General features: G+C 64.2%; 31 protein-coding genes and 1 pseudogene. 9 read left to right on the top strand and 23 right to left on the bottom strand.

What is annotated here, in order from left to right; translation table 11 throughout:
• Positions 1-2: 2 nt before the first annotated feature.
• From ACSQ9I_RS31105 to ACSQ9I_RS31070, 8 genes are all read right to left on the bottom strand, one after another.
• A complete protein-coding gene (locus tag ACSQ9I_RS31105) occupies positions 3-1,115 on the bottom strand; it encodes an alcohol dehydrogenase catalytic domain-containing protein (RefSeq protein WP_436315937.1) in 1,113 nt (370 codons plus the stop codon).
• 36 nt (positions 1,116-1,151) lie between these two features.
• The gene (locus ACSQ9I_RS31100) at positions 1,152-2,021 is read right to left on the bottom strand and encodes an alpha/beta fold hydrolase (protein ID WP_436315936.1); all 870 of its coding nucleotides are present in this window, start codon (positions 2,019-2,021) and stop codon (positions 1,152-1,154) included.
• Between the two features lie 35 nt (positions 2,022-2,056).
• A complete protein-coding gene (gene dmpG, locus ACSQ9I_RS31095; protein WP_436315935.1) occupies positions 2,057-3,124 on the bottom strand; it encodes a 4-hydroxy-2-oxovalerate aldolase in 1,068 nt (355 codons plus the stop codon).
• An 11-nt stretch (positions 3,125-3,135) separates the two neighbouring features.
• Positions 3,136-4,086 (bottom strand): acetaldehyde dehydrogenase (acetylating), encoded by a 951-nt coding sequence (locus tag ACSQ9I_RS31090; protein ID WP_436315934.1) that lies wholly within the window; start codon positions 4,084-4,086, stop codon positions 3,136-3,138.
• A gap of 67 nt (positions 4,087-4,153) precedes the next feature.
• Positions 4,154-4,942, bottom strand: coding sequence for a 2-keto-4-pentenoate hydratase (mhpD, locus tag ACSQ9I_RS31085; protein ID WP_436315933.1), 789 nt, complete (start codon positions 4,940-4,942; stop codon positions 4,154-4,156).
• A gap of 12 nt (positions 4,943-4,954) precedes the next feature.
• Entirely contained in the window at positions 4,955-5,905 is a 951-nt protein-coding gene (locus ACSQ9I_RS31080) for a 3-carboxyethylcatechol 2,3-dioxygenase (protein WP_436315932.1), read from the bottom strand.
• Complete coding sequence (locus ACSQ9I_RS31075; RefSeq protein WP_436315931.1) at positions 5,905-7,680, bottom strand: FAD-dependent oxidoreductase; 1,776 nt, start codon at positions 7,678-7,680, stop codon at positions 5,905-5,907. The genes ACSQ9I_RS31080 and ACSQ9I_RS31075 overlap by 1 nt, the downstream gene beginning before the upstream one ends.
• An 18-nt stretch (positions 7,681-7,698) precedes the next feature.
• Positions 7,699-8,691: a Bug family tripartite tricarboxylate transporter substrate binding protein gene (locus tag ACSQ9I_RS31070; protein WP_436315930.1), complete on the bottom strand. Its 993-nt coding sequence runs from the start codon at positions 8,689-8,691 to the stop codon at positions 7,699-7,701.
• Positions 8,692-8,813: 122 nt separating this feature from the next.
• Between ACSQ9I_RS31070 and ACSQ9I_RS31065 the strand changes: the two genes are divergently transcribed.
• Positions 8,814-9,629, top strand: coding sequence for a DNA-binding transcriptional regulator (locus ACSQ9I_RS31065; protein ID WP_436315928.1), 816 nt, complete (start codon positions 8,814-8,816; stop codon positions 9,627-9,629).
• A 229-nt stretch (positions 9,630-9,858) separates the two neighbouring features.
• Here ACSQ9I_RS31065 and ACSQ9I_RS31060 read toward each other — a convergent pair whose 3' ends face one another.
• Together ACSQ9I_RS31060 and ACSQ9I_RS31055 are read right to left on the bottom strand one after the other, a co-directional pair.
• Positions 9,859-10,305, bottom strand: a complete 447-nt coding sequence (locus tag ACSQ9I_RS31060) for a hypothetical protein (protein WP_436315927.1) — start codon at positions 10,303-10,305, stop codon at positions 9,859-9,861.
• A 442-nt stretch (positions 10,306-10,747) separates the two neighbouring features.
• Entirely contained in the window at positions 10,748-11,332 is a 585-nt protein-coding gene (locus ACSQ9I_RS31055) for a helix-turn-helix domain-containing protein (RefSeq protein WP_436317078.1), read from the bottom strand.
• 285 nt (positions 11,333-11,617) lie between these two features.
• On the opposite strand from ACSQ9I_RS31055, the gene ACSQ9I_RS31050 reads away from it, so the two are divergent.
• Positions 11,618-11,863 carry a helix-turn-helix domain-containing protein gene (locus ACSQ9I_RS31050; RefSeq protein WP_214702237.1) on the top strand — a complete coding sequence of 82 codons (246 nt, stop codon included), beginning with the start codon at positions 11,618-11,620 and terminating at the stop codon, positions 11,861-11,863.
• Between the two features lie 184 nt (positions 11,864-12,047).
• Here the strand turns inward: ACSQ9I_RS31050 and ACSQ9I_RS31045 are convergent, their stop codons facing one another.
• From ACSQ9I_RS31045 to ACSQ9I_RS31035, 3 genes are all read right to left on the bottom strand, one after another.
• Positions 12,048-12,668, bottom strand: coding sequence for a hypothetical protein (locus tag ACSQ9I_RS31045; RefSeq protein WP_436315926.1), 621 nt, complete (start codon positions 12,666-12,668; stop codon positions 12,048-12,050).
• Positions 12,669-12,789: 121 nt separating this feature from the next.
• Complete coding sequence (locus tag ACSQ9I_RS31040; protein WP_436315925.1) at positions 12,790-13,197, bottom strand: chorismate mutase family protein; 408 nt, start codon at positions 13,195-13,197, stop codon at positions 12,790-12,792.
• Positions 13,198-13,207: 10 nt separating this feature from the next.
• Positions 13,208-14,257 (bottom strand): Bug family tripartite tricarboxylate transporter substrate binding protein, encoded by a 1,050-nt coding sequence (locus ACSQ9I_RS31035; protein ID WP_436315924.1) that lies wholly within the window; start codon positions 14,255-14,257, stop codon positions 13,208-13,210.
• 290 nt (positions 14,258-14,547) lie between these two features.
• Between ACSQ9I_RS31035 and ACSQ9I_RS31030 the strand changes: the two genes are divergently transcribed.
• From ACSQ9I_RS31030 to ACSQ9I_RS31010, 5 genes and pseudogenes are all read left to right on the top strand, one after another.
• Positions 14,548-14,757, top strand: coding sequence for a hypothetical protein (locus tag ACSQ9I_RS31030; RefSeq protein WP_436315923.1), 210 nt, complete (start codon positions 14,548-14,550; stop codon positions 14,755-14,757).
• 58 nt (positions 14,758-14,815) lie between these two features.
• The gene (locus tag ACSQ9I_RS31025; protein ID WP_436315922.1) at positions 14,816-15,391 is read left to right on the top strand and encodes an acyl-homoserine-lactone synthase; all 576 of its coding nucleotides are present in this window, start codon (positions 14,816-14,818) and stop codon (positions 15,389-15,391) included.
• A gap of 500 nt (positions 15,392-15,891) precedes the next feature.
• Complete coding sequence (locus ACSQ9I_RS31020; RefSeq protein WP_436315921.1) at positions 15,892-16,470, top strand: hypothetical protein; 579 nt, start codon at positions 15,892-15,894, stop codon at positions 16,468-16,470.
• Positions 16,471-16,516: 46 nt separating this feature from the next.
• The gene (locus ACSQ9I_RS31015) at positions 16,517-16,990 is read left to right on the top strand and encodes a hypothetical protein (protein ID WP_436315920.1); all 474 of its coding nucleotides are present in this window, start codon (positions 16,517-16,519) and stop codon (positions 16,988-16,990) included.
• Between the two features lie 160 nt (positions 16,991-17,150).
• Positions 17,151-17,627, top strand: a pseudogene (locus ACSQ9I_RS31010) (RES family NAD+ phosphorylase); the annotation flags it as partial.
• A 198-nt stretch (positions 17,628-17,825) separates the two neighbouring features.
• Here ACSQ9I_RS31010 and ACSQ9I_RS31005 read toward each other — a convergent pair.
• From ACSQ9I_RS31005 to ACSQ9I_RS30990, 4 genes are all read right to left on the bottom strand, one after another.
• Entirely contained in the window at positions 17,826-17,993 is a 168-nt protein-coding gene (locus ACSQ9I_RS31005; RefSeq protein ID WP_436315919.1) for a LuxR C-terminal-related transcriptional regulator, read from the bottom strand.
• 228 nt (positions 17,994-18,221) lie between these two features.
• Positions 18,222-18,893 carry an RES family NAD+ phosphorylase gene (locus tag ACSQ9I_RS31000; RefSeq protein WP_436315918.1) on the bottom strand — a complete coding sequence of 224 codons (672 nt, stop codon included), beginning with the start codon at positions 18,891-18,893 and terminating at the stop codon, positions 18,222-18,224.
• Positions 18,890-19,528: a hypothetical protein gene (locus tag ACSQ9I_RS30995; protein WP_436297138.1), complete on the bottom strand. Its 639-nt coding sequence runs from the start codon at positions 19,526-19,528 to the stop codon at positions 18,890-18,892. Before ACSQ9I_RS30995 ends, ACSQ9I_RS31000 begins: the two co-directional genes overlap by 4 nt.
• Before the next feature lie 158 nt (positions 19,529-19,686).
• A complete protein-coding gene (locus tag ACSQ9I_RS30990) occupies positions 19,687-20,343 on the bottom strand; it encodes an autoinducer binding domain-containing protein (protein ID WP_436315917.1) in 657 nt (218 codons plus the stop codon).
• Positions 20,344-20,646: 303 nt separating this feature from the next.
• Here ACSQ9I_RS30990 and ACSQ9I_RS30985 point away from each other — a divergent pair, with 303 nt between their 5' ends.
• Both ACSQ9I_RS30985 and ACSQ9I_RS30980 read left to right on the top strand, forming a co-directional pair.
• Complete coding sequence (locus ACSQ9I_RS30985) at positions 20,647-21,309, top strand: hypothetical protein (RefSeq protein ID WP_436315916.1); 663 nt, start codon at positions 20,647-20,649, stop codon at positions 21,307-21,309.
• Between the two features lies 1 nt (position 21,310).
• On the top strand, positions 21,311-21,601 hold the full coding sequence (locus ACSQ9I_RS30980; RefSeq protein ID WP_436315915.1) for a helix-turn-helix domain-containing protein: 291 nt from the start codon (positions 21,311-21,313) through the stop codon (positions 21,599-21,601).
• 132 nt (positions 21,602-21,733) lie between these two features.
• Here ACSQ9I_RS30980 and ACSQ9I_RS30975 read toward each other — a convergent pair whose 3' ends face one another.
• The 6 genes from ACSQ9I_RS30975 to ACSQ9I_RS30950 all read right to left on the bottom strand — a co-directional run bounded on the left by ACSQ9I_RS30975 (position 21,734) and on the right by ACSQ9I_RS30950 (position 24,881).
• Positions 21,734-22,009: a type II toxin-antitoxin system RelE/ParE family toxin gene (locus ACSQ9I_RS30975; protein ID WP_436315914.1), complete on the bottom strand. Its 276-nt coding sequence runs from the start codon at positions 22,007-22,009 to the stop codon at positions 21,734-21,736.
• Entirely contained in the window at positions 22,009-22,296 is a 288-nt protein-coding gene (locus ACSQ9I_RS30970; RefSeq protein ID WP_436307425.1) for a CopG family ribbon-helix-helix protein, read from the bottom strand. The genes ACSQ9I_RS30975 and ACSQ9I_RS30970 overlap by 1 nt, the downstream gene beginning before the upstream one ends.
• 699 nt (positions 22,297-22,995) lie before the next feature.
• Positions 22,996-23,325 (bottom strand): CcdB family protein, encoded by a 330-nt coding sequence (locus ACSQ9I_RS30965; RefSeq protein WP_436315913.1) that lies wholly within the window; start codon positions 23,323-23,325, stop codon positions 22,996-22,998.
• A gap of 7 nt (positions 23,326-23,332) precedes the next feature.
• Positions 23,333-23,599, bottom strand: a complete 267-nt coding sequence (locus ACSQ9I_RS30960; protein ID WP_093111842.1) for a type II toxin-antitoxin system Phd/YefM family antitoxin — start codon at positions 23,597-23,599, stop codon at positions 23,333-23,335.
• Between the two features lie 707 nt (positions 23,600-24,306).
• Positions 24,307-24,555 carry a hypothetical protein gene (locus ACSQ9I_RS30955; RefSeq protein ID WP_436315912.1) on the bottom strand — a complete coding sequence of 83 codons (249 nt, stop codon included), beginning with the start codon at positions 24,553-24,555 and terminating at the stop codon, positions 24,307-24,309.
• Entirely contained in the window at positions 24,552-24,881 is a 330-nt protein-coding gene (locus ACSQ9I_RS30950; protein WP_436315911.1) for a hypothetical protein, read from the bottom strand. Before ACSQ9I_RS30950 ends, ACSQ9I_RS30955 begins: the two co-directional genes overlap by 4 nt.
• Positions 24,882-24,884 lie beyond the last annotated feature (3 nt).

The raw sequence follows: 24,884 nt of genomic DNA, 5'->3' as shown, positions 1-24,884 counted from the left end.
GATCAATACATGATCACGACGTTGGTGAACCCACCGCCGCGCTGGTCAATTGCGTCCAGGGCCTCATTGACTTTTTCAAGCGGGAAGCGCTCGTGCTCGAACACGCCGAGGTTCAACGTGCCCGCGTGTGCCATCGCAGCCATGTCCTGCCCCTCCGCGGTCGTGAACCAAAGTGAGCCGATGTAGGACTTCTGCAGGCACATCAGCGGGAACGGCTCGAGCGGTATTGGGTCCGCAACGCCGCCGATATTGATCGCCTTGCCGCCACGGCGCAGCGCGTTGAACGAGTCAAGAACAGTAGAAACCGCCGCGTTCGGACCCAGCGCCTCGATGAGTACATCGACGCCGTAGCCACCGGTGGCTTCCATCACGATCTCTGCAGTTGGCCGTGCCCCAAGGGCAATGGGAACGATTCGCGTCGGGTCAAGGTTGTGCAACTTGTCCAGCAGCGCCTTGTTGCGACCCGTCGCGAAGATCTTGGCCGCGCCCATGGCCAAGGCAAGGATCACCGCGCCAAGGCCCAGCGTACCGGTCCCGCCGTCTATCAGGACCGTCTGGCCGGGCGCGAACTGCGCCTTGCGCAGCGCCGAGTAGGAAGTGCCGAGATAGCCGAAGCGAGCGCCTTGCTCGAAGCTGATGCTGTCCGGCAGCTTCACCAGGTTGGAAGCCGGGGCCGTCAGGTATTGGCCGAAACCGCCATACGGATAGTCCTCGAAGATCTGCTGGGAACCGGGGCCGAAGCCGAAGTAGCCCTGGAACGTGTAGGCCGTGCAGTTGATGTGATCGCCGCGCCGACATGCAAGGCAACTTCCGCACGACAGGCCCGGGTTCACGTACACGCGGTCGCCGGGCTTGATGTCCGCGCGGACCTGGCTGCCCACCTGGGTTACCACCCCGGCCGAGTCGAGGCCATAGATTGCAGGTAACGCGGGCAACGGCAGGAAGGGGAACCACTTCGGGTAGTTGGTCACTACGTTGCGCAGGTTCGGCACGACGCCCGCAGCCTTCACTTCGACGAGGACGTCGGTGGGACGGACCTCGGGTACGGGGATGGTGTCGACCTGGAACGGTTCGCCGATCTTGTGCAGGCGCGCAGCGCGCATCATCTTGGTCATGTTGTCTCCTTGGAAGTAGCGGGGTCCGTATCGGGTTCAGTGCGCCAGGAAGTCCAGCACCATGCGGTTGAACTTGTCGGCGTGCTCCCACTGCGCCCAGTGGCCGCAGCGGCTGAAGACGTGCAGGTCGGCCTTCTGAAGTCCTGTCACCAGGCGCAGGCCGATGTCCAGCGGAACGAAGCGGTCATCACGGCCCCAGACCACCAGCGTCGGAGACGCGATCTCGCCGAGCCGGTGACCCACATCCGGGAACTGCTTCGGGTTCGCCTCGGCACTTTTGACGAAGTTCTCGAGGTGATCGCGACGGCTGAGCATGTTGTCCAGGCGTGCCTGGAAGAGCTCTTCGGTGAGGTTGCTCGTGTCGTACACGAACACGTTCATCATGCGCTTGAGGTTCTCAATCGTCGGATCGCGGTAGAGGGCACCGATCAGCTTGATGCCCTCGGTGGGCATCGGCACGAACGGGCTGAGGCCCCCGGTCCCACCGCCCATCAGCACCAGCTTGCCCACGCGCTCCGGGTTGGCCACCGCGAAGGCCACGGCGCTGTGGCCGCCCATGGAGTTGCCGATCAGGTGCGCTTTGTCGAGGCCGATGGCGTCCATCAGGCCCTTGAGGGCGCGTGCGTTGAGGTCGGAACGGGAGCCGGTGCTGACCACGGGATCGCTCTTGCTCCAGCCCGGGCAGTCCATCAGGACGACGCGGTAGCCGGCGGCAACCAGCGGCTCGACATTGCGGTTGAAGTTGGCCCAGCCGCTGGCGCCCGGGCCCGAGCCGTGGAGCATCACGACCGTCTCGTCGCCGCTGCCGGCGTCGTTGTAGTGCAGTTGCATATCGAGCTCGCCTTCCTTGATGCGGACGAAGCGGCTCGTGTTGGATTCAGTGATGGCGGTGTTTTCGGTGGACATGTTGGGTCTCGGATGTGCGGATTGAAGAAGAGGACTCAAGCGGCCTCACTCATGGTGGGCGGCTGGTGAATGCGCTCGTGCTCGATGCCCTTGAGCAGGTCGAGGGCTACGTCGACGATCATGTCTTCCTGACCACCGACCATGCGTCGCTTGCCCAGTTCGACCAGGATGTCGACCGTCTTCAGCCCATACTTGCCGGCGGCCACTTCCGAATGGCGCAGGAAACTCGAATACACGCCGGCATAGCCGAGCGCCAGGGTCTCGCGATCCACGCGCACCGGGCGGTCCTGCAAGGGACGGACGATGTCGTCGGCGGCGTCCATCAGCTTGTAGAGGTCGGTGCCGTGGTTCCATCCCATGCGCGCGGCCGCTGCGATGAACACCTCCAGCGGCGCGTTGCCCGCACCGGCGCCCATTCCCGCCAGGCTCGCGTCCACCCGGTCGCAGCCTTCTTCCACCGCGACGATGCTGTTGGCCACGCCCAGGCTCAGGTTGTGGTGGGCATGCATACCGGTCAGCGTCTCGGGCTTGAGTACGTCCTTGAATGCGCGGAAACGATCGCGCACTTCATTCATGCTCAGCGCACCGCCTGAGTCCACCACGTAGCAGCAGGTCGCACCATAGCTCTCCATCAGCTTGGCCTGCTCCGCCAGGGCCTGCGGCGTGGTCATGTGACTCATCATCAGGAAGCCCACGGCTTCCATGCCGAGATGGCGCGCGTACTCGATGTGCTGCCTGGATACGTCGCCCTCGGTGCAATGGGTGGCCACGCGCACGATGCGCGCGCCTGCTTCGTAGGCGGCCTTGAGGTCGTGGACGGTTCCGATGCCGGGCAAAAGCAGCGTTGCGATCTTCGCGTGCTTGACCACGCTGGCGGCCGCCTCGATCCACTCCACATCGGTGTGCGCGCCAAAGCCGTAGTTGAAACTGCCGCCTTGCAGGCCGTCGCCATGGGCGACTTCGATGGAATCGACCTTGGCCTCGTCGAGTGCCTTCGCAATCTGCTTGGCCTGCGCGACGCTGTATTGGTGGCGGATGGCGTGGCTGCCGTCACGCAGGGTGACGTCGGAGATGTAGATCTTCTTTTCGGGTTGGTGTCTCATGGGTGTCTCCTTCAGGCGGGCACGGCGGCGAGCATCCGCTCGGCCATGGATTCGGCAGTGCGCAAAGCGGCGCTGGTCATGATGTCGAGGTTGCCCGCGTAGGCCGGCAAGTAGTGCGCAGCGCCTTCGACCTCCAGGAAGATCGAGGTCTTCAGGCCGTGCATGCGTGCACCCACGCCCGGGATGCGGATCGGGCGATCGGCCTCGATGCGGTCGAACTGCACCTTCTGTTTGACGCGGTACCCCTGCACATAGGCCTGCACGTCGGCGGCCATGCGCTCGACGGACGCGGCGATCTCGTCTTCGTCGGCGAACTCGCTCAGCGTGTAGACGGTGTCGCGCATCATCAGCGGCGGCTCGGCCGGATTCAGCACGATGATGGCCTTGCCCTTGGCAGCGCCGCCCACTACTTCGATCGCCTTCGACGTGGTCTCGGTGAACTCGTCGATGTTGGCTCGTGTGCCGGGGCCGGCGCTCTTGCTGGAAATGCTGGCGACGATCTCGCCGTAGTGAACCTTGGCCACGCGCGAGACGGCCGCCACCATCGGAATGGTGGCCTGGCCGCCGCAGGTGACCATGTTGACGTTTGGCGCATCCAGGTGCGCCTGACCATTGACCACGGGAATGCAATAGGGCCCGATCGCCGCCGGTGTCAGGTCCACCAGGCGGATCTCCGGCTTGAGGCCGCGCAGGAATGCGTCGTTCTTGATGTGCGCGCCGGCCGAGGTCGCATCGAAGACGACGTCGATGTCGGCGAACACCGGCATGCGTGAGAGGCCCTCCACGCCTTCGTGGGTCGTTGCGACGCCCATGCACGCGGCGCGGGCCAGTCCATCGGAGGCGGCGTCGATGCCGACCATCGCTCCCATCTCGATGTGCCTGCCATGGCGCAGGATCTTGATCATCAAGTCCGTGCCGATATTGCCGCTACCGATGATGGCGGCCTTGAGCTTGCGGGTCATGCTTGTTCCTTGAGTGGTGTGGCGACTGCTGCAGTTGATGCAATCGCACTGGAGGTGGTGGGGAAGTTCATGCTGCGGAGAAGCGCGCACGCACGCTGCCGACACCTTCGATGCGTGCCTCGAAGCGGTCGCCGGCGGACACTGGCGCCATCGGCCCCAACGCTCCCGTGAGGACAAGATCCCCTGCGCGCAGCGGTTGCCCAAGGGCGGCCAGCTTCCGTGCCAGCCAGACGGCGGCGTTGAGGGGATGGCCCAGGCACGCCGCACCGCTGCCGGTGGACACGGTGTCGTCGCCGCGCTGCATCGTCATGCCGCACAACTTGAGGTCCAGGCCGTTGAGTTTTGTGGGCACGCCGCCTAGCGCGACCAAGCCGCTGGAGGCGTTGTCGGCGACCGTATCGGCGAATCGGATGTTCCAGTTGGCGATACGGCTGCCGACGATCTCGATGGCCGGCAGGACGTAGGCCGTGGCCCCGATCAATTCCACCAAGGTGGTATCGGCGGCTGGGAGTTCACGCTCAAGGACCAACGCGACTTCAGCCTCGACCTTGGGCTGCAGCGTGCGCGAGATCGGTATTTCTTCGTCATCGCCGTAGAGCATGTCGGCGAACAGGGTGCCGAAGTCGGGCTGGTCGACGCCAAGCTGGCGCTGCACGGCGGGGGATGTCAGGCCGATCTTGCGGCCGACCACGCGTCGGCCTTGGGCCACGGCATGGGCGACGTTCGCCTGCTGGATGGCGTATGCGAGACTGCCGTCCGGGTCGGCGCCGAGCTCGTCGCGCAGTGGGGAAATCGGCTCTCGTTGAGCCTCGGCCTGGCGCAAGCGCTCGGCCCATTGTTCGATGCGGGGGTCCATGGGGTCTCCTGTTCAGTGGGTCTGCTTCAGCAACATGAGGCCGAAGCCGGCGATGTATTCGGGGATGGCCTGGTAGTGGCGCACCGTGCAGGACAGCGGCCGGTCGACGGTGAGCGCGCTGCGCGCCACGAGCCAGCTCTTGGACTCGTGCGCCGAAAGGCCGGCTTCCTTTTCGATGCTGTCCTCGCCCAGCGCGCACAGCGCATCGAGTCCGGCGGCGCCGCCGACAAGACCATCCATCCATCGACAGTCCCAATCCGGGTTGATGGGCTTCATGGCGCTGTCGCCCGCCGCAAGGGCGCGGCCCGCCGCCATCACGCGCTGCGTCTTGGCCTCGCGCTCAGCCGGTGTCGGCTCGCTGCGGCGGGTGATGCGTTCGCGAACCGCCGCGTCGGGATGCGAGAGCGTGGGAACCGGTGGCTCGTGCGAGAGCCCGCCGGAGCCGATGAGCAGGGTGCGCCGCGGCTCGTTGTCGAGAAAGCGGCCGATCGCTTGCCCGAGCGCGCGGCAGCGGCGCAAGCGCGGGATTCCTGGCTGAGCCACCGCATTGAGAAAGATCGGCAACACCGGAGGCGTATCCAGGCCGCCCCACATGAGCTGCAGCGACTGCGCAAAGCCATGGTCGACCTGCATGCGGCGGGAGACGGCGAGGTCGAAGTCCTCATCCATCAAGCGTGAGGCCAGGGCCACCGCCGCGTCGGCATCCACGTTGAGGTCACCAGCCGGTGTCAGATAGTCTCCCACCGAGCGCGCCTGCGTGCCAATGCAGAACGGCGGCATCAGCTCGTTGAAGAACCCGTTGTAATGGTCCGGCGCCACCAGCACGACGAGCTCCGGCGCGAAGGCCAACACCTGCTCGCGCGCGCTGGCAATGGCGGCCTTCAGTTCTTGCTCCACCGCCGGTGCGACGGGGTTGAGTCCCATCAGCGGCGAATGCGAGATGCCGAGGAAAGCGCGTTCCATCACGCCGCCTCCAACACCCGCGACTTCTGGTTCAGCAGGGAAGCCAGGGCCTGTTCAAGCTCCTCCCTGGCTTGCGCGGTGTCAGCGACGGCGGCACGGTGGCGCCAGGCGACGACACCATCGGGTCGCACCAGCAGCGCACCTGCTTCCTCGATCTCACGCACCGCATGCCAACTGCAGTAAACGTCTTGCGCAGCCGGGCTGCCGATCACGACCGTCCTGAGGAAGGGCAGATCCATCGCCTTCGCAGCATCCGCCCAGGCTTGGCCCGCGATGCCCGTCACCAGAGAGACCTTCCCCTTGCCCACCAGATCCAGCGTGGACACGCGACGGCCGTCCTGTCCCACCAGCCAGGCATGAGGCAGCTTGGCGCCGGGACGGGTCGTGGGTTGGACGTGAAGCTGCGGGTCACGCTTCCACACTTCCTCGGTTGCGTCGGGCTCCGGAATGACAGCCTCGGACACGCAACGTTGGTTGAGCTCGACGCCCTGCGCATTGAACTCGTAGTTCTTCAGCTTCAGGGCCTCGGCCAACGCGGAGCGTCGAGCGACGCCCGCCGGTCCTGGATCGGCCAGTTCGTCGATTCCAGCCGCGAGGGGATCCGGCGCGTCCGTGTTGCGGAAGGCCTGGTTGAGTGGGGCATAGTCCAGCCGCGACTGGTTGGCACGCTTGACGATCTGCGCGCCGACCGGTGCGCGCTCCAGGGTGTACGAGTCCAGCAGATGCTCGCCGGCGTGCCCCTTCACCACGAAAGCCAGCTTCCAGGCCAGGTTGAAGGCGTCCTGCATGCACGTGTTCGAGCCCAGGCCGCTCGATGGCGGATGGCGGTGCACCGCGTCGCCGCCGCAGAAGACGCGGCCGGAAGAGTAGACGGGCGCATGGGCCTGGTTGACGTACCAGACGGAGGTGCTGTCGACCTTGAACTCCAGCTCCGGATCGCCCACCAGCGCGCGCACCTTGCGCTTGATTTCTTCGGGCGAGAAGTCGGGCTCGCCCTTCGACATGTCGAACCCCCAGCCCGCGATCCATTGGTTCCATGGCTCGATGGCACGCAAGAGGCCCATGCCGATCTCGCCGAACGAGGCGTCGGAGGTCACCATCCAGTACAGGATGCTGGGCCGGTGGGCCACGTAGCGCGTGAGGTCGGCAGTGAACAGCACGTAGGCCGTGGCGGCGCGCGCGAGTTGCCCCTCCACCTTCAGGCCCGCATCGTCCATCACTTTCGACTTGGCACCGTCCGCGCCCACCAGATAGCGCGCTCTCAACTGGTACTCGCGACCCGTGAGCACGTCGCGCAGCATCACGGTCACGCCGGTGTCGTCCTGCTCGTGGCTCAGGTACTCGGTGTTGAAGGAGAAGACAGCGCCGCGCTCGACGGCGTTCTTCACCAACAGCGGCTCCATCTTGTTCTGGGGCAGGTCCATCATCGGGCACGGGCTGCCTTGCAGGTAGTCGCCGATGCGCTCGTCGCCGGTGCCCCAGGTGCGCAGCCGGGCGATCTCCGGTCCGGCAAGACTGGTGGTGAAGAGCGTGTCGCCCATCCACTCCCAAGGCGTCGCATCGCGCCGCGCTTCCTGCTCGACGCCAAGGTCGCGCAGGACTTCCATGGCGCGCTGGTTGGTGATGTGCGCACGCGGCGTGTTCGCGGTCCAGTTGTAGCGGTTGACGACGTGCACGCGCGCGTCATAGGTCGCCAGTGCAAGGGCAGTCGTCGCCCCCATCGGGCCGGTGCCCACCACCAGCACGTCGGTTTGAAACTCTTCCGGTCGGGTCATGATGTGCTTCCTGATGGGTTACTTGATGGTTGTCTGGATGACCGCGCCATAGGTCTCGATGTCGCGGCGCACGCGCGCTGCCAGTTCGGCGGACTCGGCCGGATACGGGTCGCCCGAGATCCCGAGCTTGTCTTTCATCGCCGGCTGCTTGAGTGCCGCGTTGAACTCGCGGCCCAATTTCTCCACGATGGAGGGCGGCGTCCCGGCCGGTGCGACGAAGAAGAGGTAGTTGGAGATCGCCAGTCCCGGGTATCCGCTTTCGGCCACGGTGGGGACGTCGGGCAACAGCGGATGGCGCTGGGCGCCCAGCGTGGCGATCGGCACCAGCTTGCCTGCCTTGATGTATTGCTGCGCGTAGTGCACCGGCATGACCATCGTGTCGATCTGTCCTGCCAGCAAGTCGGTGGCCGCCGGAGCCAGGCCCTTGTAGGGAACATCGACGAACTCACCCTTGGTCAGGCCACGCAGCTGGTGCATGTGGATGAACCACGGGCTTCCTGTTCCCATCGTGCCGAAGTTCAGGCCGGAGCTCTTGCTGTCCTTGGACAGTTGCACCAGCTCCTTCATAGTGCGTGCCGGTACTTTGGGATTCACCACGAGCACCAAGGGCACGATGATCATTCCGGAGACAGGAACGAAGTCCTTGAGCGCGTCGTACGGCACCTTGGCGCCGAGGACGTCGGCTGCCTTGGGCAGCTTCGCCATCGCATGGTTGATGGCATGGGAGTCCGACACCACACCGATCGTGTAGCCGTCTGCCGGCGCCCGCGCGACGGCTTCGGTGCCGATGATCGAGGACGCGCCCGGGCGGTTGTCGATGATGATCGTTTGCTTGAGATTGGCAGACGCCGCCTCCGCGACGGCGCGCGCCGCAGAATCGGCGTTGCCGCCGGCCGGGTACGGCACGATGATGCGGATGGGCTGCTTGGCGGGCCACTCTTGCGCCCAGGTCGGGCTGGCGGCAAGGCCAAGGGCGGCGAGGGTGCACAGGGCACGGCGAGTGATGGTCATCTGGTCTCCTAATAGGTGTTGAGGCTCTGGTCGTCGCAGGTTCTGCGTACGCTTTGCAGTGTCCGAGCGGGGCCTCTCGTCGTATAGTCCGTGCACAGAGTGCACCTAGAAGAGCTCGCCGCATGCCCCATTCCGAAAGCTTCGGGGACGCTTCCCTCTACCGTGAGGTCCGTGGGTTGAGCCGCGGACTGGCGGTCCTGCGGGCCTTGAACGCGATGCCGGGCGGGATCGGTGGGGTGGTCGAACTGGCTCGCATCACAGGGCTGCACCGCACGACGGTCAAGCGCTTGCTCGAGACGTTGAAGACCGAAGGTCTCGTACACCACAAGGATGAAGGCGCGTCCTATGCCTTGGGTTTCGAGGTCAGGCGGTTGTCGGAGGGCTACGTGGGCGCCGACTGGATCGACCGCGTAGCGGCACCTGCGATGCGTGCCCATCTGCGTGCCCTGTCCTGGCCGAGCGACCTGGCCACGCCCGACGGTGGTTTCATGATCGTGCGGGAATCCACCCACCGCGTCAGCATGCTTTCGCAGCACCGAGCGACGATAGGCATCCGTATCCCGATGCTGGTGTCTTCGCTCGGGAGAGCCTGGTTGAGCTGGTGCGCAGACGAGGAGCGCGAGGCCACGCTGTCGTTGCTGCAAGAGCGCACTGACGCTATCGGTGAAATGGCACGAGACAGCGCCTATGTGAAACGAGTTCTGCGGGAGACGCGAAGGCGCGGATATGCGGTGAACAAGGGCGAATGGCTAAGCGAGGCCAGTGTGACCGCCGTAGGCTTCCCGATTCGGATCGGTGAGCACGCAATCGGCGCAATCAACCTTGTCCTGCAGAACAACGTTGTGTCCGATCGCGAGATCGCCACGCGCTACGTGCCCCTGCTGCGAACGCTGGCAGATGAGATCTCCAATGGGGCAGCAAGCTCGCCGCGTGGTTGACCACAACGAAGCCAGGGATTACGGGTAAACCCTTGATTCTGACGTAGGCCACTGACAGTGCCCGATCCGGACCGGCACCTCGACGCGCTGTGGACACTGCCGTCGGGCATCAACTGGCGCCAACGGCAGGTTTCCGCAAGACCGGTCGTAGCCGGCGGGTGAGCGACTGTCCGGTGATGGCCGCCAGCGGCGATAGCTTGGAAGGCCGCGGCGGCCTCTTCTGTGGCGCCTATTTGCTCACGAGTTTGTTCAGGTTGACGGCCTTGCTATTCGAGAGAAGCTTCTTGGCCTCTGATTCATCGGCGGCCCTGACCGCAGCACAACTCATGCTCGGACTCACGACGAAGTAGCTCGACGATGAATGCTTCGCAGCAAACCTGAGCGAATCTTCTTTCCACGTCGGAGTGAATCCGCCGAAGCATTTCACGCCGAGATAGTGCTCCCCCGGAGTGACGGAAAACTCGGCGTGCTCACCGGAGCCAATGCCGAGGATGTCTTTGCCATCCAATGCGACGATGTACCCGTTGGCTGCACCGACCATGCTGCTTACTCTGACGACCGTCACCTTTGCAGCGGTTGAGCTATCGGAGACCTCAGGAAGTGGGCCAAGCCGCCCAGAGGTGGTACCGCATCCCGCGAGTAGTGCGGCGGTTGTGAGCAGCAAAAACGCTTTCATTTTGTCCTTGTGGTTGTTGACGCGCCGGCAGAAAGTGCCGAACGCATGCAGGATACAAAATGATACGGACCAGTGCAAGGGCACTACCCCCGCAGGACCCGGCGAGGACGCTCGGTTGTGGCCGAGTGCTGCCGAATGCACCAACCGACTAGCTCAAGTCCCAACCGAAGAGGACTTTGCGACAGTGGCGGCACACAAACTTGTAGAGCGCCCGCCCTGGCAGGTGTTCCGTACTGTTGTCAATCGGTGACGGGCTCGTCGAAGTCCGAAGTTGCCGGCCAGAGGTGGGCCTCTCCGACGATCTTTATTGTTATCGACGAACTTTATTCTTTCCGTACAACCAACAGTATGCCGCTTGCCCCGCGACCTACTCCACTGTCACGCTCTTCGCCAGATTTCGCGAATTGTCCACGTTCAGGCCCGTGGGGTCTTTTCAGGGTGACTATCCGCGCAGGGTGAAAACGACGGATAGGTATGACACAGGCTGCACCTCTACGGCCTCGATCCCATGCAATGCCGTAGCGTCGAAGAGAAGTGAATCTCCCACCTTGAGTTGGACCACTTTTGTTCCATACCGATAGCTCACTCCGCCCGACAGCAGGTACAGAAACTTAAGACCCGGGTGCTGGAACGTGACATAGGGCTCGGCGCTTGGCAGAAGCGTCACAAGGTAGGGTTCGACGAAGAGATTTCCTGAAAGGATGTGGCCGATCAGTTCATAGCGGTAGTCCGCAACGGCTCCGACGCGGTCCACCTGCACTCCCCTGCCGGCGGGCACATGGGAAAAGTCGGTTCGGCCTGGCTGATCGCCAAAGAACCGCGAGATCGGAACGTTCAGCCCACGCGCTATGCGGTAAAGGGTATCAACCGAGGGAGATACCAAGCCCCGCTCGATGCGAGACAGCATGGATGCAGAAATGCCGGAGGCGGCTGCAACCTTGCCACCCGAGACCCCCGCCGCGAGTCGCAGGGCCCGCACCTGAGCGCCGACCTCGCATGTAGCAGCGCTGCGCGTTGAGGAGCTCAAAGAAGGGCTTCGGACGTACGAGAGTGCGGCGGGCAGCTTCACTTGCCGCGCTGTTGGGAACGGCGACGCCCGTTGTCGTGCACTCATGCGAACCGTTCCAATGATTGAGGGAGATCCAATATCTCGATCGCGCGGACAGCGTGGCAGCACCTGCAGCGTGGAGAAGGCGCATGCAAATCTGGCGATGTCCTTGTGAGCATACGGAGCGGCAAGGCGGTCTGGTCTTAAAAGACGTGGTCTTATTGGACGTGGTTCGATCGTACTCCACAAGAGACGATTTCGTCCATGCCCACCCCTTCACCCAAGTACGCGCTCGATCCTGCGCTCGTGTCTTTGGGCAGGGCCATTCGCGCAGCGCGTCTCGCGCGGGGAATCTCGCAAGAAGAGTTGGCCCACCGAAGCCAGATCGAACGCTCGTACATGAGCAGCATAGAGCGAGGGATGCAGAACGTCGGGGTCATGTCTCTGGTCCGGATTGCGTCGGTGGTCGGAACCTCAGTCGCACGCCTGGCCGCGGACGCCGGCCTCTGACACATCACTGCACTGCCATCACCGTTGTGTCTGCTTGATGAAACCGAGGTAGACGCGATCGGCGAAAGGAAGAGCCCGTCCAAGTTCTCGCGTTAGGCGCGACAAGGCCGCGCGACAGCGCACCCGCAGATGATTCTGGTACAGGCGCCGAGCGTGCTTTCCGGCGAGTTCGTCCGGTAGGGCTTCAGCTGCCGCCGAGTTTCGACGATCGTCCTGTTCGTTCCCGGAACTGCCGTGCGACTGGGCTGTCCTTCCAGACCACGGCCCTGCCTTCGTCGACGGCTTCGCGCCCGTAGACGATCCATGCGTCGCAGATGGTGCCGATGGGCTCCATCACCTCAAAGCGCTCAGCATGTGCCTCGGCGAAGGACGCGAAAACGATGCCCGTTTCGTAGCGTCCTTCAGCTAGGCTTGCCTGGACCGCGATCACCGTGGGTTCGTGGACGACGGTCGGCCAGGCGGAAAGGTCGGCATAGCTCTGCGTGGCGGGCTGCACGCCCACCTTGCCGGTGCCCTCCCCGCTTCCGATGGCGCGTACCAGTGCCATGGGACGGCTGGGGGAAATGAAGGCGTCGACCACGACCATGGCCGTGCGATAGGTGCCCGTGATCTCGGCGGCCGTGGGATGAACGGCGCATTGCAGCAGATAGTCCGACTCGCCGGCGATCAGCGCGCGAGCGCCGGCGTGGAAGTCGTCGAACAGCACGATGCGAGTGGCTTCCGCCATTCGATGCGCGGCAAGGTACTGCTGGAGAACGAAGTGGTGGTTGCTGCCCTCGCGGCCCAGCGTCGAAAAAATGAGCATGTGCTTTAGCGGTAGAGCATGACTGGTCGACCTCGACGGGTTGCCATTGCGGGGTTCGCAGTCTTCGCGAGCTGCCGGCGAAGTCTCGACCGGTTCTCGTCTGAATGGAAGATGAGTGGCTTCATGCAGGCGTTGCGGGCACGCCGATGATCTCATCCTCCAGGCGGCAGGTCTCAGTGATGATCAGCTCGTAGAGCGCACGCAGAAAAGTCGGGCTCATGCCGTGCTCGGCGGCAAAGGCAGCCGCTCGTTCCTGCACCACCCCGATGCGGCGGGGCTGCATCATCGGGATCGCATGGTCGCGCTTGTGCATGCCGATCCGGCAGCAGCATTCAAGCCGCTGCCGCAGGGTCTCGAGCAGCGTCCTGTCCAGAGCGTCGAGTTCGTCGCGCAGCGCCTGCAGGATCTGTTGGGCTTCCTCGTAGCTGCTGGCAGGGGCTGCGCCTCCGCTCTGCGGGGCCGAGGTTGCGTCATTGGCCGCGGCCGTGGTTTGCTGGCGCCCGCTCGGGCGCGGTTGTTCAGGGTTCATGGGGGTCTCCCTACTCGAGCTTGATGCCCTGGCTCGCGATGATCTGGGTGAGCGCTGCCGTGTCCGCCCTCACCCGGCGGACCAGCGCCTCGCCCGATATGCCGGCCGCTTCGTAGCCATGCTGGAAGAGCTTCTGCCGCACCTCGGGGGAGCGGATGACTTCCGAGAGGACCTGGGTCAGGCGCTGGACGATCGGGGTGGGCAGGCTGGCGGGGGCTGCCGCAGCAGTCCAGATCTCGAGCTCGAAATCCTTGAGTCCTGCTTCCTGCAAGCTCGGATAGTCGGGCACGAGTGCGGAGCGGCGCGCCGAGGTCACGCCGATCGCGCGGAGCTTTCCGGCCTTGACCTGCACTTCGGCGAGGCCCGGCGGAAGGAGCGCCAGTTGCAACTGGGCGCTGGCCAGGCCGGTGATGACCTGCGGATTGCCCTGATAGGGCACGTGCACGGCGCCGATCCCGGTGCGGGCCTTGAGGAGCTCCATGCCGAGGTGGCCGATCGTGCCGATGCCGGGCGTCCCATAGCTCCAGGTGCTGCCGGCAGCGCGCGCGGCGTCGAGGAAGCCGCGGGCGTCGGCCTTCGAGACCTCCGGCGTGGTGGCGAGCACCAGGGGTGCCGTGCAGATGATGCTGAGCGGCACCAGGTCCTTTTGCGGATCGTATGGGGTCGCCGGATTGAGGACCTTGGCGATCGTCATGTTGCCGTTGATGAGGATGCCCACTGTGTGTTTGTCGGTGGACTTCGCGACGATGTCCGCCGCGATGTTGCCGCTGGCGCCCGGATGGTTCTCGACGACCACCGGCTGGCCCAGCGCCCTCGCCATGGGGATGGCCAGGGCGCGTGCAACGAAGTCCGGCGACGAACCGCCGCCAAAGCCGACGATGAGGCGCAGCGGTCGCGTCGGCCAGTTCAGATCCGCCGGCTGGGTGCTCGAGGTGCCCGGTGGGCTGGGATCGGTGCGACTCGCACCGGACGATTGCGCGGAGGCGACGCCGGCGCAGGCGAGCGCGCCGAAAACGCACAACAGGCGCGCCGCAAATGATCGAAAAAGGAGGAAGGACATGGCAAGAGAAGTTGGAAATCGGAAGCCAAGTCTTTCTTCGACAACGCGCCGAATCAACTCCTGCTTGGTGCGCAAAAAGCCTCCACACTGGCTCAGCGCCGCACAGGCCCGACTTGCCCACGAGCGGGTGAAGCCATGGCTCGTCGCAATTGCTTGGTGTGCAAGATCGTTGTCGAGCGTCGGCGGCGCGCTGCTGCGCTGCAGGCGTGTCGCGGCACGCGCGCGACGATTCTTGCTGCGTCTTCGCGTCAGCTGCGGTCATCGCGGCAGTCCCTCAAGGCGCTTTCAGGGTGCGCATGCTGATCGGCTTTTCGAGTGACTTGGGCCTGGTCATGCGTGAAGCGATGCACGTGCGAAGGGCGCAGCTTGCGTTCCCCGCCCTCGACCATTCCGGGGTGCATCCAGGAGCGCTCGCGATCCTGTCAGCCTGTGGTGAGCGGCAGCGCATTCGTGGTGTCAGGCAGGACGATCATGTGATCAGCCCCTGCCAAATCTGGTAGTGCCGCCCTGCCCGCTGCCTCGCTGTAATGCGATCACTTCGGACAAGAAGGGTCGCACATGGAATTCATCACAGGCACCGCCGATGTTCTCCCGCCAGGCATGCTGTTCGACCTAGCGCTGTACCGCCACCGCGTCTTCGTGCAAGGTCTGGGCTGGAAGCTTCCTGCCGGACAGCGTATCGAGCTCGACGAGTTCGACCGGCGCGACACGCAGTACGTGGTCGCGCTGGACAACCAGCGCAAGATCGTCGGCACTGCCCGGCTGCTTTCGACAGAGCGGCCCTACCTGCTCAAGGAAGTGTTCCCCGATCTGCTCGGCGGCGCGAGGTTTCCGCATTCACCGCAGACGTGGGAGCTCTCGCGCTTCGCGGCATTGGATCTCGAGTCGGCGACGCCGGACTTCCACCGCTCGCTCGCCTCCCCGCTCGCGCTGCAGGTCCTGGAGGCGGCCATGGGCCTGGCGGCCAAATGCGGTGCGACCCAACTGATCAGCGTTTCGCCCCCGGCGGTCGAACGCATCCTGCGCGCCGGCATCCGCATCCGTCACCCCAGCCGAGCACATCGCCGCTTGATCACGGCGAAGCGCGTTAACGCACAGGCATGGTCACCTTTTCGCGCGAGGGCGTCGGAATGACAATGCAACAGGGCCATGCGCGCCCAGAGGGATTGGGCCTCAAAGTGCGGCTGGCCTTCCCGGACTTCGAAGTCTTCGGTCGGGCAGGTCGCAGGCCGCGCCGGCGGACCGCCGCTCATGCGAGGTAGCTGGTGCGCCGCCGCTGCGCCGCATGGTGCACGGCGTCATGGCGTGGGGGTCGCCCGCCCACCGGCGCAGAGCATTGGACTTGCCTTCTTGGTCGATCGTCCCTGCTGGCTGTCGACCACACCTTCAAATTCTTGCAGCTTAGTTTGAACTCCTCCTCGCTCGCGCTCGGCTGCGGAACGCCACCTGACTTGCTGCGGAGGACGACACTGGATCTTCGTGACTGAGCGCGCCAGTGGACATTGGAGGGACTGAAGGGCTGATACCGAGGTTCCAGCCGCGGCTGGGGAGCAACCCGATCTTTAGCGCCGCCCACCCATCTTCACAGCCTGTCGAATTTTCCGGTATAATCGAACTTAACGAGATTGACCAACATGACCAACGTTGCCTTCACTGAGTACCTGGACGACATAGCCGTCCTCGGATTCAACTCAGCCGAACGGACTTGGGAGCTGGTGAGTTCGATCGTCCTTGAGAACAAACGCCGGGCACGGCGAAAGGCTTTGCGCGACTTGAGGCGCAAGCTGGATGACATCAACACCCGCTTGTATGGTCCCCAAGATTGCCTTCGGAGCTACGGTGACGACCGCACCGATCTGATGCCCCTCTGTGATGGATGGAGGGCGCCCAATACGTTGCAGACATGGATCCCCGCAGAGGACGCAGTTTCGCAACACGCCCTGTTCGGCATCTCGTGCTGGGCGCCAGGTTCTCCGCCCAGCATGCGGGCGAGTCGGCTCAGCGTGGCGGTCTCCACTGCTCTGTACGACGGTCGGGACTTCCTCGGTGTCTTGATCTCCCTTGCGCGTGCGGTTGTCGAGAAGCCGGCAAAGCCCGGAAAGCCAAGAAAGCTCCTTCTGGCCAATTGCATCGGCCGAGTACGCATCGCGCTCCTTCAGTTTGTCGCAGGATTCTTCGGCAGCCACAAGGTTGACGCTCGGAACAATCCCTAAGGCCTCTTTCTCTCTACGTGCGCCTGCGCTGGCCCGCGTATCTCTTATGAAGACCGCTACTCAAAACTCATCCTCCAAACCCCGCATTGTTCGACCGCCTAAAGGAAAGCAGCATCTTGATGCCGACTTCGAAAGCATTGCCGAGACTAGAGCCTTGCTCAACAGCAGCCTGGCCTCACGCAGCGCTCGCTTGGCGGCCAACGACATGCTGTCGACCGACGAAGCTGCAGAGCTTGCCGGCACGACTCGGGTCACCGTTAACTCGTGGATTGCAAAGGGTCGTTGCATTGGCCTCACGCAAACCATTCGTGGTTTCCGGGTCCCGAAATGGCAGTTCGAACCTGACTTCTGGCCGTTGGTGCCGAAGCTCTCCGAGGCACTTGGCACGACCGAAGGGTGGGCATTGCTTGCCTTTCTGGAAACGCCTCACGGTGCTCTGGATGGAGCGACGCCCCGTGCTGCCATCGAACGAGGTCAATCCAAGCGCGTGCTCGAACTTGCGGGGGCAGAGGGCTATTGATCCTCGCCTATGACGCTACAAGAACTCGAAGACGCACCAGAGCACTTTCTTCCGTATCCGAACATCGTCCACCGCGTACAGCGCATCAGTGTGCGCGCCAACACGGTTGTCATCGGGGACTTGAAACTGCCGCCGCGTGGCCTGAACGCCCCATCGTTTCGACGTGCCAAACTCAGATGTCGGCTACTTTGCCGAGGCTGCTGTCACGGCGGTCTACGAGACACTTGCGCGCCGCGAGGCCACCACATTGTCGATAGCGGGCGAAATCGCCATTCGTGAGTTGCTAACCCTGATGACAACCCGCCGGCTGAGGTTACTGGATGTGCGTCCCAAGGCCCACGACTGGCCGGTTCTCCAGTCAACGCGATTCAGCCCAACCCAACGGCTGGCTGCGGCAGCCCTCGGCGCTGGTTTTGAGGGAATTGTGTACAAGTCCGCCCAGCAGTATGACGCCGACTGCTATGCGATTTTCGGAGCTGGGCCGCTAGGTTCGCTGGTGCGAATCGCGACAACGCGGCTGGCGCTAACAACGCCAAGCAAGGTCTTTCGGCTGGATCGTGTGGTGGTTGACGCGGTGCGCGGATCGCAGATCGCAGATCACTCTGACGCCTTGATGGCGGTCGTTTGGAAGAACTAGATTCCTTTCGCATCCCGGCATTCCGCACCAGCCGGAGCGGCGAGAACCGGACCATCGACAAGAATCGCTGCGACAAGGACACCTGAACCGAAGGCTACGCGTTGTACGACAAGGGCAGCCTCCGCGATCGTTGACAGCTACCGCCAGCGTCGACACCAAGGAGCGCGCACTCGGCGACCTGTTGCGCAACTTCGACCCTCAATCGAGCAGGCCGAGCTTTGCGGCGCGCGCGACCGCGGCGCTCTTGGTGGCCACCCGCAGCCTCGCAATGGCGTTCTTGATGTGGAAGTTCACGGTGTTCGCCGAGATCGAGAGGATCGAAGCGATCTCCTCGCTGGTCTTGCCGTCATGGGTCCACAGTGCCATCGAAGAGCCTCTCTCGAATTACGGGACGCGAGGCACTCACGTCCCGGTCGGGGGCAAGGCACCCCCGCTGCCTGAAGGCTCGAGCACTTCCTCCAGCAGCCACAAGAGAAGTCTAGAAGTGACCCCAGCAGCCGACCGGCCCGCGCACAGCTGATGCCGCTCGCCGCGCCGGACAAGGTGCCGCGCGGTGCCCGGTGGCCGGCGCGAGTGCGCCGCCCGATCTCCGGCTCACACTTCGTGCAGCTTCAGGGACCGCACCAGCGCCAGCAACTCCGCGCGCCGCGCCCCGACGGCCAAGGGTTCTTCATTCAGCACCTCGAACGGCGGCTCGGGAAGGCGTTGCTCGAACAGCATCAGACAGCGGGCCGCATCGTGGCGCTTCGAGCCGTAGCCGATCGCCTGGGCCGCCGGTCGCTGCAGGTAAGCCGCCTGGGACCAGCGCCTGGTCTGCGGATAGCACCCCGGCAGGCTGTCGATCAACTGCGCCCGCGAGATCTTCTGCAGCCTCGGCAGATACGGCGTATGGAAGCTGACATACCGCAGCACCGGCGGCAGCTTCAGCTTGACCAAGTGGAAATGCGCCAGCGAGGCCACCTCGAACAAGCCGGGCGGCGAGAGTGAGACGTCGTGCAGCACGGACTCCATGTAAGCGGCTTCCGGGCTGCTCGCAACGTAGTAGGTGTGCACCGGCGTGTCATCCGCCTGGTCAATGGGCGCAAAGCGGGTGTCGCCCCAGCCTTCGGCGAATGTCTGTGCCGTGGTGCTGGGATGGCTGCGCGTGCAGTACACGTGGTACCAAACGGGCACCTCCTCGTGCGTTACTTCCCGGACCTCGAAGTCCTCGGCCGCGCCGGGGTCAGGAAGGTCGCCGGCCGCGCCGTGCGGCGGACCGCCGCTCATGCGACGTAGCTAGTGCGCCGCCGCTGCGCCGCATGGAGCACGGCGTCATGCCGGTCCAGCGCCTCCTTTGGCGCGACCGGCGTGCCGTCGGCTCCGACGATCCAGGCATTCGGGTAGTGGAACCACGCCGCCAACACCCACGGGTCGGCGACTTCTCCGAAGGCTTTCAAGATCTCGCGGATGACAGGCAGGGGCTCGTACATCGCATCGAACTGGTAGCGGGCGAAGTACTCCCTCCCGCCGTGGCTCACGCCGTAGATACGCCCACGCCGCTTCCAGTCGCTCGCCGGCTGCGACTTGCTCTTGGGCGCCGCTGCCTGCAGCACGTTCAACTGCTCGGCGGTCAACCAGTCGCCCTCGGCGAACACCTGCCGCAGCGTCCGCATCCGATGCACGCGGTCCTCGAGCAGTTCGGTGCTCGGCTCCAGCAGGCCTGTGGCGATCTCCGCCAAATGGTCGGCACGCACGATCACCTGACCCTGGCCGGCGTGCATCAACACCACCAGCGCCTTCTCGATAGCTTCGACCACCGACGACACCGCTGCCGGATCGGTATCGTCCGGCATGTTGACCGGCACACGCAGCCCGCCGGCCGGCCCGGCAGGCATTTGAAAGTGCATCGCTTCGTTGGGCATGGCGGGCTCCTTTGGCTTCCGATCTTGCCGACATACTATCATCAATCGTCAATCTCGGCAAACGAACGCGTTCGTGACGGCGTGGGTCAAAGGGCGCCCGCCCCCGGGCGGAGATCATTGGACCTGCCTTGTGGTTGGTCCCCGCTGGCCCTTTGCTGCTACGTGACGGCCAGCGGCTGCGCCGTCGAGTCGGTGCTAGCGCTCGCTTCGCCGCGCCGGTGGACGGCAACGCCGCTTCGTGTTCCAGCAATTGGTGCCGCGGCGCATGCAGACCGGCGAGATTGCCGTGACCGACGCGGCCGGCGAGACGCGCGTGTTCCGGCGCGATTCCGACTGCCGGCCAACGACTGGTTCCTGGTCGGCCAGGCCGACCTCACGGTCGGACGGGACCGCACCAGTCGCCCAGCCGCATTGCTGATCAATGGCAAGAACCGCTCGTTCGAACGCGCAAGCGTGAGCATGCCGATGCGGCCATCGGCATCGAAACAGGATTGGGCCCAGCCCACACGCAGGCCGAAGGGGCGCGCCTCCTCCCACATCTGCGGTGCACGCTCGAAAAGCTTGTTGCTCCACACCACCGGCTGCGCACTGCGCGTACCGTGCGCGACGGTCGGATCCGTGCGCAGGCAGCCGGCCTTAAGGTGGCGCTCACTCCAGCCGCGGTCGTAGCTCGAGAGGATCAGCGTTTTCGGATTGGTGAACGACAGCGGAAGGCGCAGGCCATAGGCACAGTACTCGAAGCCGAGCTCGCGTGCGCCGAGCGCGATCTGCGCGAACGCGTCCTCCGGGCTGCGTGCGCCCGTGAGCCGCCGCAATACATCATGGGTCCCACAGTGCCATCGAAGATGGCCTCTCTCGAAGTACGGGACGCGAGGCACTCACATCCTGGTCGGGGGCAAGGCACCCCCCGCTGCCTGAAGGCTCGAGCACTTCCTCCCGCAGCCAGAAGGCAAGTCTAGAAGTGCTGCCCCTCGCGGGGAGACAAACTGCCCCCAAATCCCGCCAACGCCCCCCTCCGTTGGTCGAAGTCATGCGCGTGTCACAAGTCGCTAAAGTGCGCGCGCGTGCCGCGCGCGCTCATGGCGCGGGTTCGCACATCGGAACAAGCGCTCTCGAGCATGCAACGTGTCTGGTTTCTGCTGCTGCCCGGCTTTCCCGTGGTCGACGTGACGGGTGCGATCTCGGTTCTGGAGATCGCCAATGCCGTGCTCGGCGAGCTCAGGAAGAAGCCGTTCTACCGCGTGCTCGTGATCGACGCCGAGGCAGGTGCCGTGCGGGCCTCCAGCGGCGTCGCGCTCGCCGCGGAGCCGCTGCCGGCGCGCATCCAGGGCAGCATCGCCATGCTCATCGTGGCGGCGGGCCCGTGGCTGCGCACGACCGGACACTCCGATGCGGGCCGGGCGGTGGTCGAATCCTGGCTCGCCCGCATGGCCCCGCATATCGGCAGCGGCGCGACGATCGGGCAGGACGCCCGCACGCTCGTCCAGGAGGCATCCCGCGCTGCCCGCGCCATGGCATCGGCACGCACCGCAACTGCTCCCGTGCACTGGAGCGCGGTGAGCGTGACACGTGGCGTCGACCTCGCGATGAGCCTCGTGGCCGCCGACCTCGGAGGCGTGATCGCGACGGCGATCTCGAGCCGCATGGCCGCTCCCTTCCAACGCTCCTACGGCGTTGGCCTTTGGCAGCCGCAGGGGCGAGAGCGCCACCGAGGTGCAGCGCGATCCACGCATTGGCGAGCCGCATCTGTGGATCTCGATGAACCTGCGCAGGTCCTATAGCGTGACGCAGCTCGCCGAGCACCTCGCGATGTCCGAGCGCACCTTCGCGCGGTTCTACCGCGGCGCGACCGGCTCGACGCCTGCGGCAGTCGTGCAGCAAATCCGCGTGGACGCCGCGTGTCGGCTGCTTGGGGGCAGCCATCTCTCGGTCAAGGCGATCGCCTCCCGATGCGGCTTCGCCTCCTCGGAGGCCATGCGCCGCGCGTTCATACGCAGCCTGCAGCTCTCGCCACAGCAGTACCGACAGATCCAGACCCACACCCGCAGGCACGTTGAAACGGCGCATGGGTAGCCGCATCAGGTCGATGGCGGATCGGCGAGGAGGTCCGGTAGGCCGCGGCGTCCTGGACCGACAAGACGGCAGCGCCCCTTGCGTTCAACCGGAGCAGGAGCCAGCCGCGCGTTGTGCTTATACGCCCCATGATCAGCGATCCTCGCGAGTGTGAAACATGCGCACGATGAAGATCGTGCTGCCGTCGATCTCGCAGCGCAGTTCGTAGGCACCCACGAGAAGTCGCCGAACCTCATGAGGCTCGGGGGCCTCCACTCGGCGTCCAATGCGGGGGTTGGCCTGCAGGGTCACCGGGGCGGCAGTCAACATCTGTACCGTCCGAGCTGCAGCTGTCGTATCGACTGGCTCGAGGAATTCGTAGAGGCGCGCGAGGTCAGACAGAGTCTTGGAGGTCCAACGGATCTCCATCAGCGCGGCACCGGCACCGGCAGCGGCTTGTCAGTACCGAGGCTCTGGGCCCATGCGTGGACGGAGGCATGGTCGACGGTGCGGCCGGCCTTCACATCTTCGAGCCCTTCCAGCGTGAGCCGCATTCGCTCGGCTTCCTGCTCAACCCATGCGGTGAGGGCCTGCTTGATGACCCACGCGCGCGAGCGATCGAGCTTCGCAGCGAAGTGGTCGACCTGGTCGGCGAGCTCGGTAGGTACATGAGCCGTCATCACCTTGGTAGACGGGGGAGTAGCGGTTTGAGTCATTAATGAATCATAGCGATTCAATTTGATTTATCAACCTCTCCATACTTTGAAGCCGATGGATGCGCCGTAAAGCGGCATCCCTTGTGTTGGCGTGGAACCGCTTGGGCCTTCCAAAAAAGCCGCATCCATGGTAGTAGCCCGAGCTTCCCGCTCAGCGAAGGTCAGTGCGCTCGCCTTCCGGACGCAAGCTACAACCCCATTGCGACACGATCGCTCAGACCCTGAGTTGACGCGCACAACGCAATGTCGGCTATGGCATCGCGCCGAGGCTTCTTCATGTCGGAGTCATCGGTCCATCGCTTGAGTCGGATTGCCAGAACTTCCACCAGGGTCGCCTGGGGGTCGGAACCAGCGGGGCACGCAGGGTGATCATCTGGCTCGCGCGAATGCGCCCTCGCCTTTCGACTTCGAGCACGTGGGCGACTCCGAACGCGCCAGACTCACCACGCGCAGCGCGAGCCCGCCAGGCGTGCGCCAACTCGTCAAGCTCGGCATCTTCGAGCTGGGCCAGTTGAGATGGCGTTGGAACGGCAGTCATGTCCTCTTGAAGTGAGCCGAGTAGATCTTGGACGGGCGCAAGGCACCACCGAACGCTGTGGCAGTCGGCACGACCATTATCTACATAATTAGTAATTATGACGTGGCATCTGTCACGGCACTTTGAGTTGGGAAGCGCGGCGACGACAAGAATTTCTCCTTCTAGCCCCAGGCGCGGGTTATCAATTCGTCCATGGCATCGGTGATCTGTTGCCCGTGATCCGCGAGCGATTCGACGACAGCACCCAGCTGGTCACGGGCCACAGAGACGGTTTGAAGTGGATTGAGTACCACCTCGACGCCACCGACACTGAAGATCGGGTTCATTCGAGACCCGGATATGGACGCGCCGCTCGGGGCGTTCTGGCGGAGAACCAGCGGGACTACAGCGCGGCGACGATAGGCGTCAAATCGCGCGGACTGGATGACCACAACGAAGGGAATGCTGTCCTTCTGGCTGCCTTTGTTGCGATGGACGTCGAATTGCGCCATGGGCGGGTTAGAGCGTCGAGTGTTCGTCAGCGAACGAACCGAACTTGTTGTCGAATTCGTTCCAGGCTTCCGCGCTGGCTGTTGCCCAGTCACGTTGAGCCTTCTGTTGGGTGTCACCGCGCGCTCGCGCCTCCTGAAGCTCTTTCATGTCTTGAGGGGAGATCATGTATGCAGCTGGTCGCCCATGGCGCGTGATGATGATTGGCTCACGCTGTGCCTTGTCAAGAAGCTGTCCGAATCTGTTTTGCGCATCAACGGACGTGACAGTAATCATGGTTCAATCCCAATGAAAATAGCTAACCTGTACAGTTTAGCGCGGTCAGCTGCCCGACGTCCAGATGTGCCACGGACCGGAGCCGCCAACTGGTAGCTATGCGCTCGATCTGGCGCTCAAGCGAACAGCGCCGTCACCTGTGTCCGAGCGCTCACAATTCCACCTGGCTGGCCCGCAGGTGCGCCGGCGCGCTCTACTTCCGGCGCTGCGATGCCGAAGGCTTCCCGCTTGCCAAGATCGGCTGGAGAGCAAAACCCCGACGAGACGCTCGAGCTCGCGGCATCGCGTGGGAGAGCTGCGATGGCCTCGGAAGGGGCGATCCATGGCGTTGTATTGAGCCGATTAAAAGCTGGACAGTTGGCGGTCAGGCGTGTGGGAAAAACCGAGCGGCCCCTGCTCCTATCTGCCCGGTGAGTCCGCGAAGGCGAACGTCCGTCAAATGGAACGAAGTCGGAATTGCGGACGCAAGGCAAGCTTCCCTGGCCTGCAGGCGCGACTTGCACCTCAAGGTCGAATCCGTAGTCGTTCGGTCCCTCCCTCGAATCGATCTCCCAAGTCGAAGGGTGGCAGAGATCGACCAGATGCTTGGAAGCTGTGCTGATCCGATGATTGCGGTCAACGATTGGGAAGTCTGCGGACATGCCGAGTGTTGGTACAGGGTTCCCCCGCGGCGGCGCGATGACGTTGGAGCGGGAAGTTGCTTTTTGTCAGATGAGCTTGGAGGCTTTCGCGAGGTAGGCCGCCGTCTGCGGCAAGCCGCGCAGCTCGAGCGCCTTGACAAACTCCTCAGCGGAGCGCGCTGGATTTGTCCAACTCGCTCGCATCTCCTTGATGGCGCCAAGCGCCGTCAGGTCGTGGAGTTCGAGCTGGTTCATGATGAATTCGTCCGGATGCTGTGCCTCGATGTGGTGGATCGCCAGCACTTCGGCGGGGAAATCCTTCAGGTTGTACGTCACGATGGCATCTGCGTGCCCCGCGATGGCCGCGGCCAGAACATGGCGATCGTCTGATCCGGCAAGTCGAGCCCGGCGACCAGCTTTTCGTACCCGACGACCAGGCAGTCCGGCACCGCATCGCGCATGAGGCTGACGGTCCGTTCGATGGCTTGCGCCTGCTCGGGCCGCTTCTCAAGCAGGTTGCGCGTCCACTCTTCTTCAATGGTGGCGCTCCAGCGCGCGTGATAGAGGCCGGCGAACGTGAGCCGCATCAGCACGTCTCGTACGAGTTGCGGGTGCAGCACGCACGCGTCGAGGATCGCGGTGAACCGCGCGGAGCCCGCCATCGC

Origin of the sequence: Variovorax sp. LjRoot84 (genome assembly GCF_964254305.1) — a bacterium.
Taxonomy (GTDB): Bacteria; Pseudomonadota; Gammaproteobacteria; order Burkholderiales; family Burkholderiaceae_C; genus Variovorax.
This window is presented reverse-complemented; position numbering and strand designations above follow the sequence as displayed.

What these genes read in the sequence shown, in the direction of transcription:
- ACSQ9I_RS31105 (WP_436315937.1), bottom strand. Translation starts at nt 1,115, where the DNA reads ATGACCAAGATGATGCGCGCTGCGCGCCTGCACAAGATCGGCGAACCG.
- ACSQ9I_RS31100 (WP_436315936.1), bottom strand. Translation starts at nt 2,021, where the DNA reads ATGTCCACCGAAAACACCGCCATCACTGAATCCAACACGAGCCGCTTC.
- dmpG (WP_436315935.1), bottom strand. Translation starts at nt 3,124, where the DNA reads ATGAGACACCAACCCGAAAAGAAGATCTACATCTCCGACGTCACCCTG.
- ACSQ9I_RS31090 (WP_436315934.1), bottom strand. Translation starts at nt 4,086, where the DNA reads ATGACCCGCAAGCTCAAGGCCGCCATCATCGGTAGCGGCAATATCGGC.
- mhpD (WP_436315933.1), bottom strand. Translation starts at nt 4,942, where the DNA reads ATGGACCCCCGCATCGAACAATGGGCCGAGCGCTTGCGCCAGGCCGAG.
- ACSQ9I_RS31080 (WP_436315932.1), bottom strand. Translation starts at nt 5,905, where the DNA reads ATGGAACGCGCTTTCCTCGGCATCTCGCATTCGCCGCTGATGGGACTC.
- ACSQ9I_RS31075 (WP_436315931.1), bottom strand. Translation starts at nt 7,680, where the DNA reads ATGACCCGACCGGAAGAGTTTCAAACCGACGTGCTGGTGGTGGGCACC.
- ACSQ9I_RS31070 (WP_436315930.1), bottom strand. Translation starts at nt 8,691, where the DNA reads ATGACCATCACTCGCCGTGCCCTGTGCACCCTCGCCGCCCTTGGCCTT.
- ACSQ9I_RS31065 (WP_436315928.1), top strand. Translation starts at nt 8,814, where the DNA reads ATGCCCCATTCCGAAAGCTTCGGGGACGCTTCCCTCTACCGTGAGGTC.
- ACSQ9I_RS31060 (WP_436315927.1), bottom strand. Translation starts at nt 10,305, where the DNA reads ATGAAAGCGTTTTTGCTGCTCACAACCGCCGCACTACTCGCGGGATGC.
- ACSQ9I_RS31050 (WP_214702237.1), top strand. Translation starts at nt 11,618, where the DNA reads ATGCCCACCCCTTCACCCAAGTACGCGCTCGATCCTGCGCTCGTGTCT.
- ACSQ9I_RS31045 (WP_436315926.1), bottom strand. Translation starts at nt 12,668, where the DNA reads ATGCTCATTTTTTCGACGCTGGGCCGCGAGGGCAGCAACCACCACTTC.
- ACSQ9I_RS31040 (WP_436315925.1), bottom strand. Translation starts at nt 13,197, where the DNA reads ATGAACCCTGAACAACCGCGCCCGAGCGGGCGCCAGCAAACCACGGCC.
- ACSQ9I_RS31035 (WP_436315924.1), bottom strand. Translation starts at nt 14,257, where the DNA reads ATGTCCTTCCTCCTTTTTCGATCATTTGCGGCGCGCCTGTTGTGCGTT.
- ACSQ9I_RS31025 (WP_436315922.1), top strand. Translation starts at nt 14,816, where the DNA reads ATGGAATTCATCACAGGCACCGCCGATGTTCTCCCGCCAGGCATGCTG.
- ACSQ9I_RS31020 (WP_436315921.1), top strand. Translation starts at nt 15,892, where the DNA reads ATGACCAACGTTGCCTTCACTGAGTACCTGGACGACATAGCCGTCCTC.
- ACSQ9I_RS31015 (WP_436315920.1), top strand. Translation starts at nt 16,517, where the DNA reads ATGAAGACCGCTACTCAAAACTCATCCTCCAAACCCCGCATTGTTCGA.
- ACSQ9I_RS31005 (WP_436315919.1), bottom strand. Translation starts at nt 17,993, where the DNA reads ATGGCACTGTGGACCCATGACGGCAAGACCAGCGAGGAGATCGCTTCG.
- ACSQ9I_RS31000 (WP_436315918.1), bottom strand. Translation starts at nt 18,893, where the DNA reads ATGAGCGGCGGTCCGCCGCACGGCGCGGCCGGCGACCTTCCTGACCCC.
- ACSQ9I_RS30995 (WP_436297138.1), bottom strand. Translation starts at nt 19,528, where the DNA reads ATGCCCAACGAAGCGATGCACTTTCAAATGCCTGCCGGGCCGGCCGGC.
- ACSQ9I_RS30985 (WP_436315916.1), top strand. Translation starts at nt 20,647, where the DNA reads ATGCAACGTGTCTGGTTTCTGCTGCTGCCCGGCTTTCCCGTGGTCGAC.
- ACSQ9I_RS30975 (WP_436315914.1), bottom strand. Translation starts at nt 22,009, where the DNA reads ATGGAGATCCGTTGGACCTCCAAGACTCTGTCTGACCTCGCGCGCCTC.
- ACSQ9I_RS30970 (WP_436307425.1), bottom strand. Translation starts at nt 22,296, where the DNA reads ATGACTCAAACCGCTACTCCCCCGTCTACCAAGGTGATGACGGCTCAT.
- ACSQ9I_RS30965 (WP_436315913.1), bottom strand. Translation starts at nt 23,325, where the DNA reads ATGGCGCAATTCGACGTCCATCGCAACAAAGGCAGCCAGAAGGACAGC.
- ACSQ9I_RS30960 (WP_093111842.1), bottom strand. Translation starts at nt 23,599, where the DNA reads ATGATTACTGTCACGTCCGTTGATGCGCAAAACAGATTCGGACAGCTT.
- ACSQ9I_RS30950 (WP_436315911.1), bottom strand. Translation starts at nt 24,881, where the DNA reads ATGGCGGGCTCCGCGCGGTTCACCGCGATCCTCGACGCGTGCGTGCTG.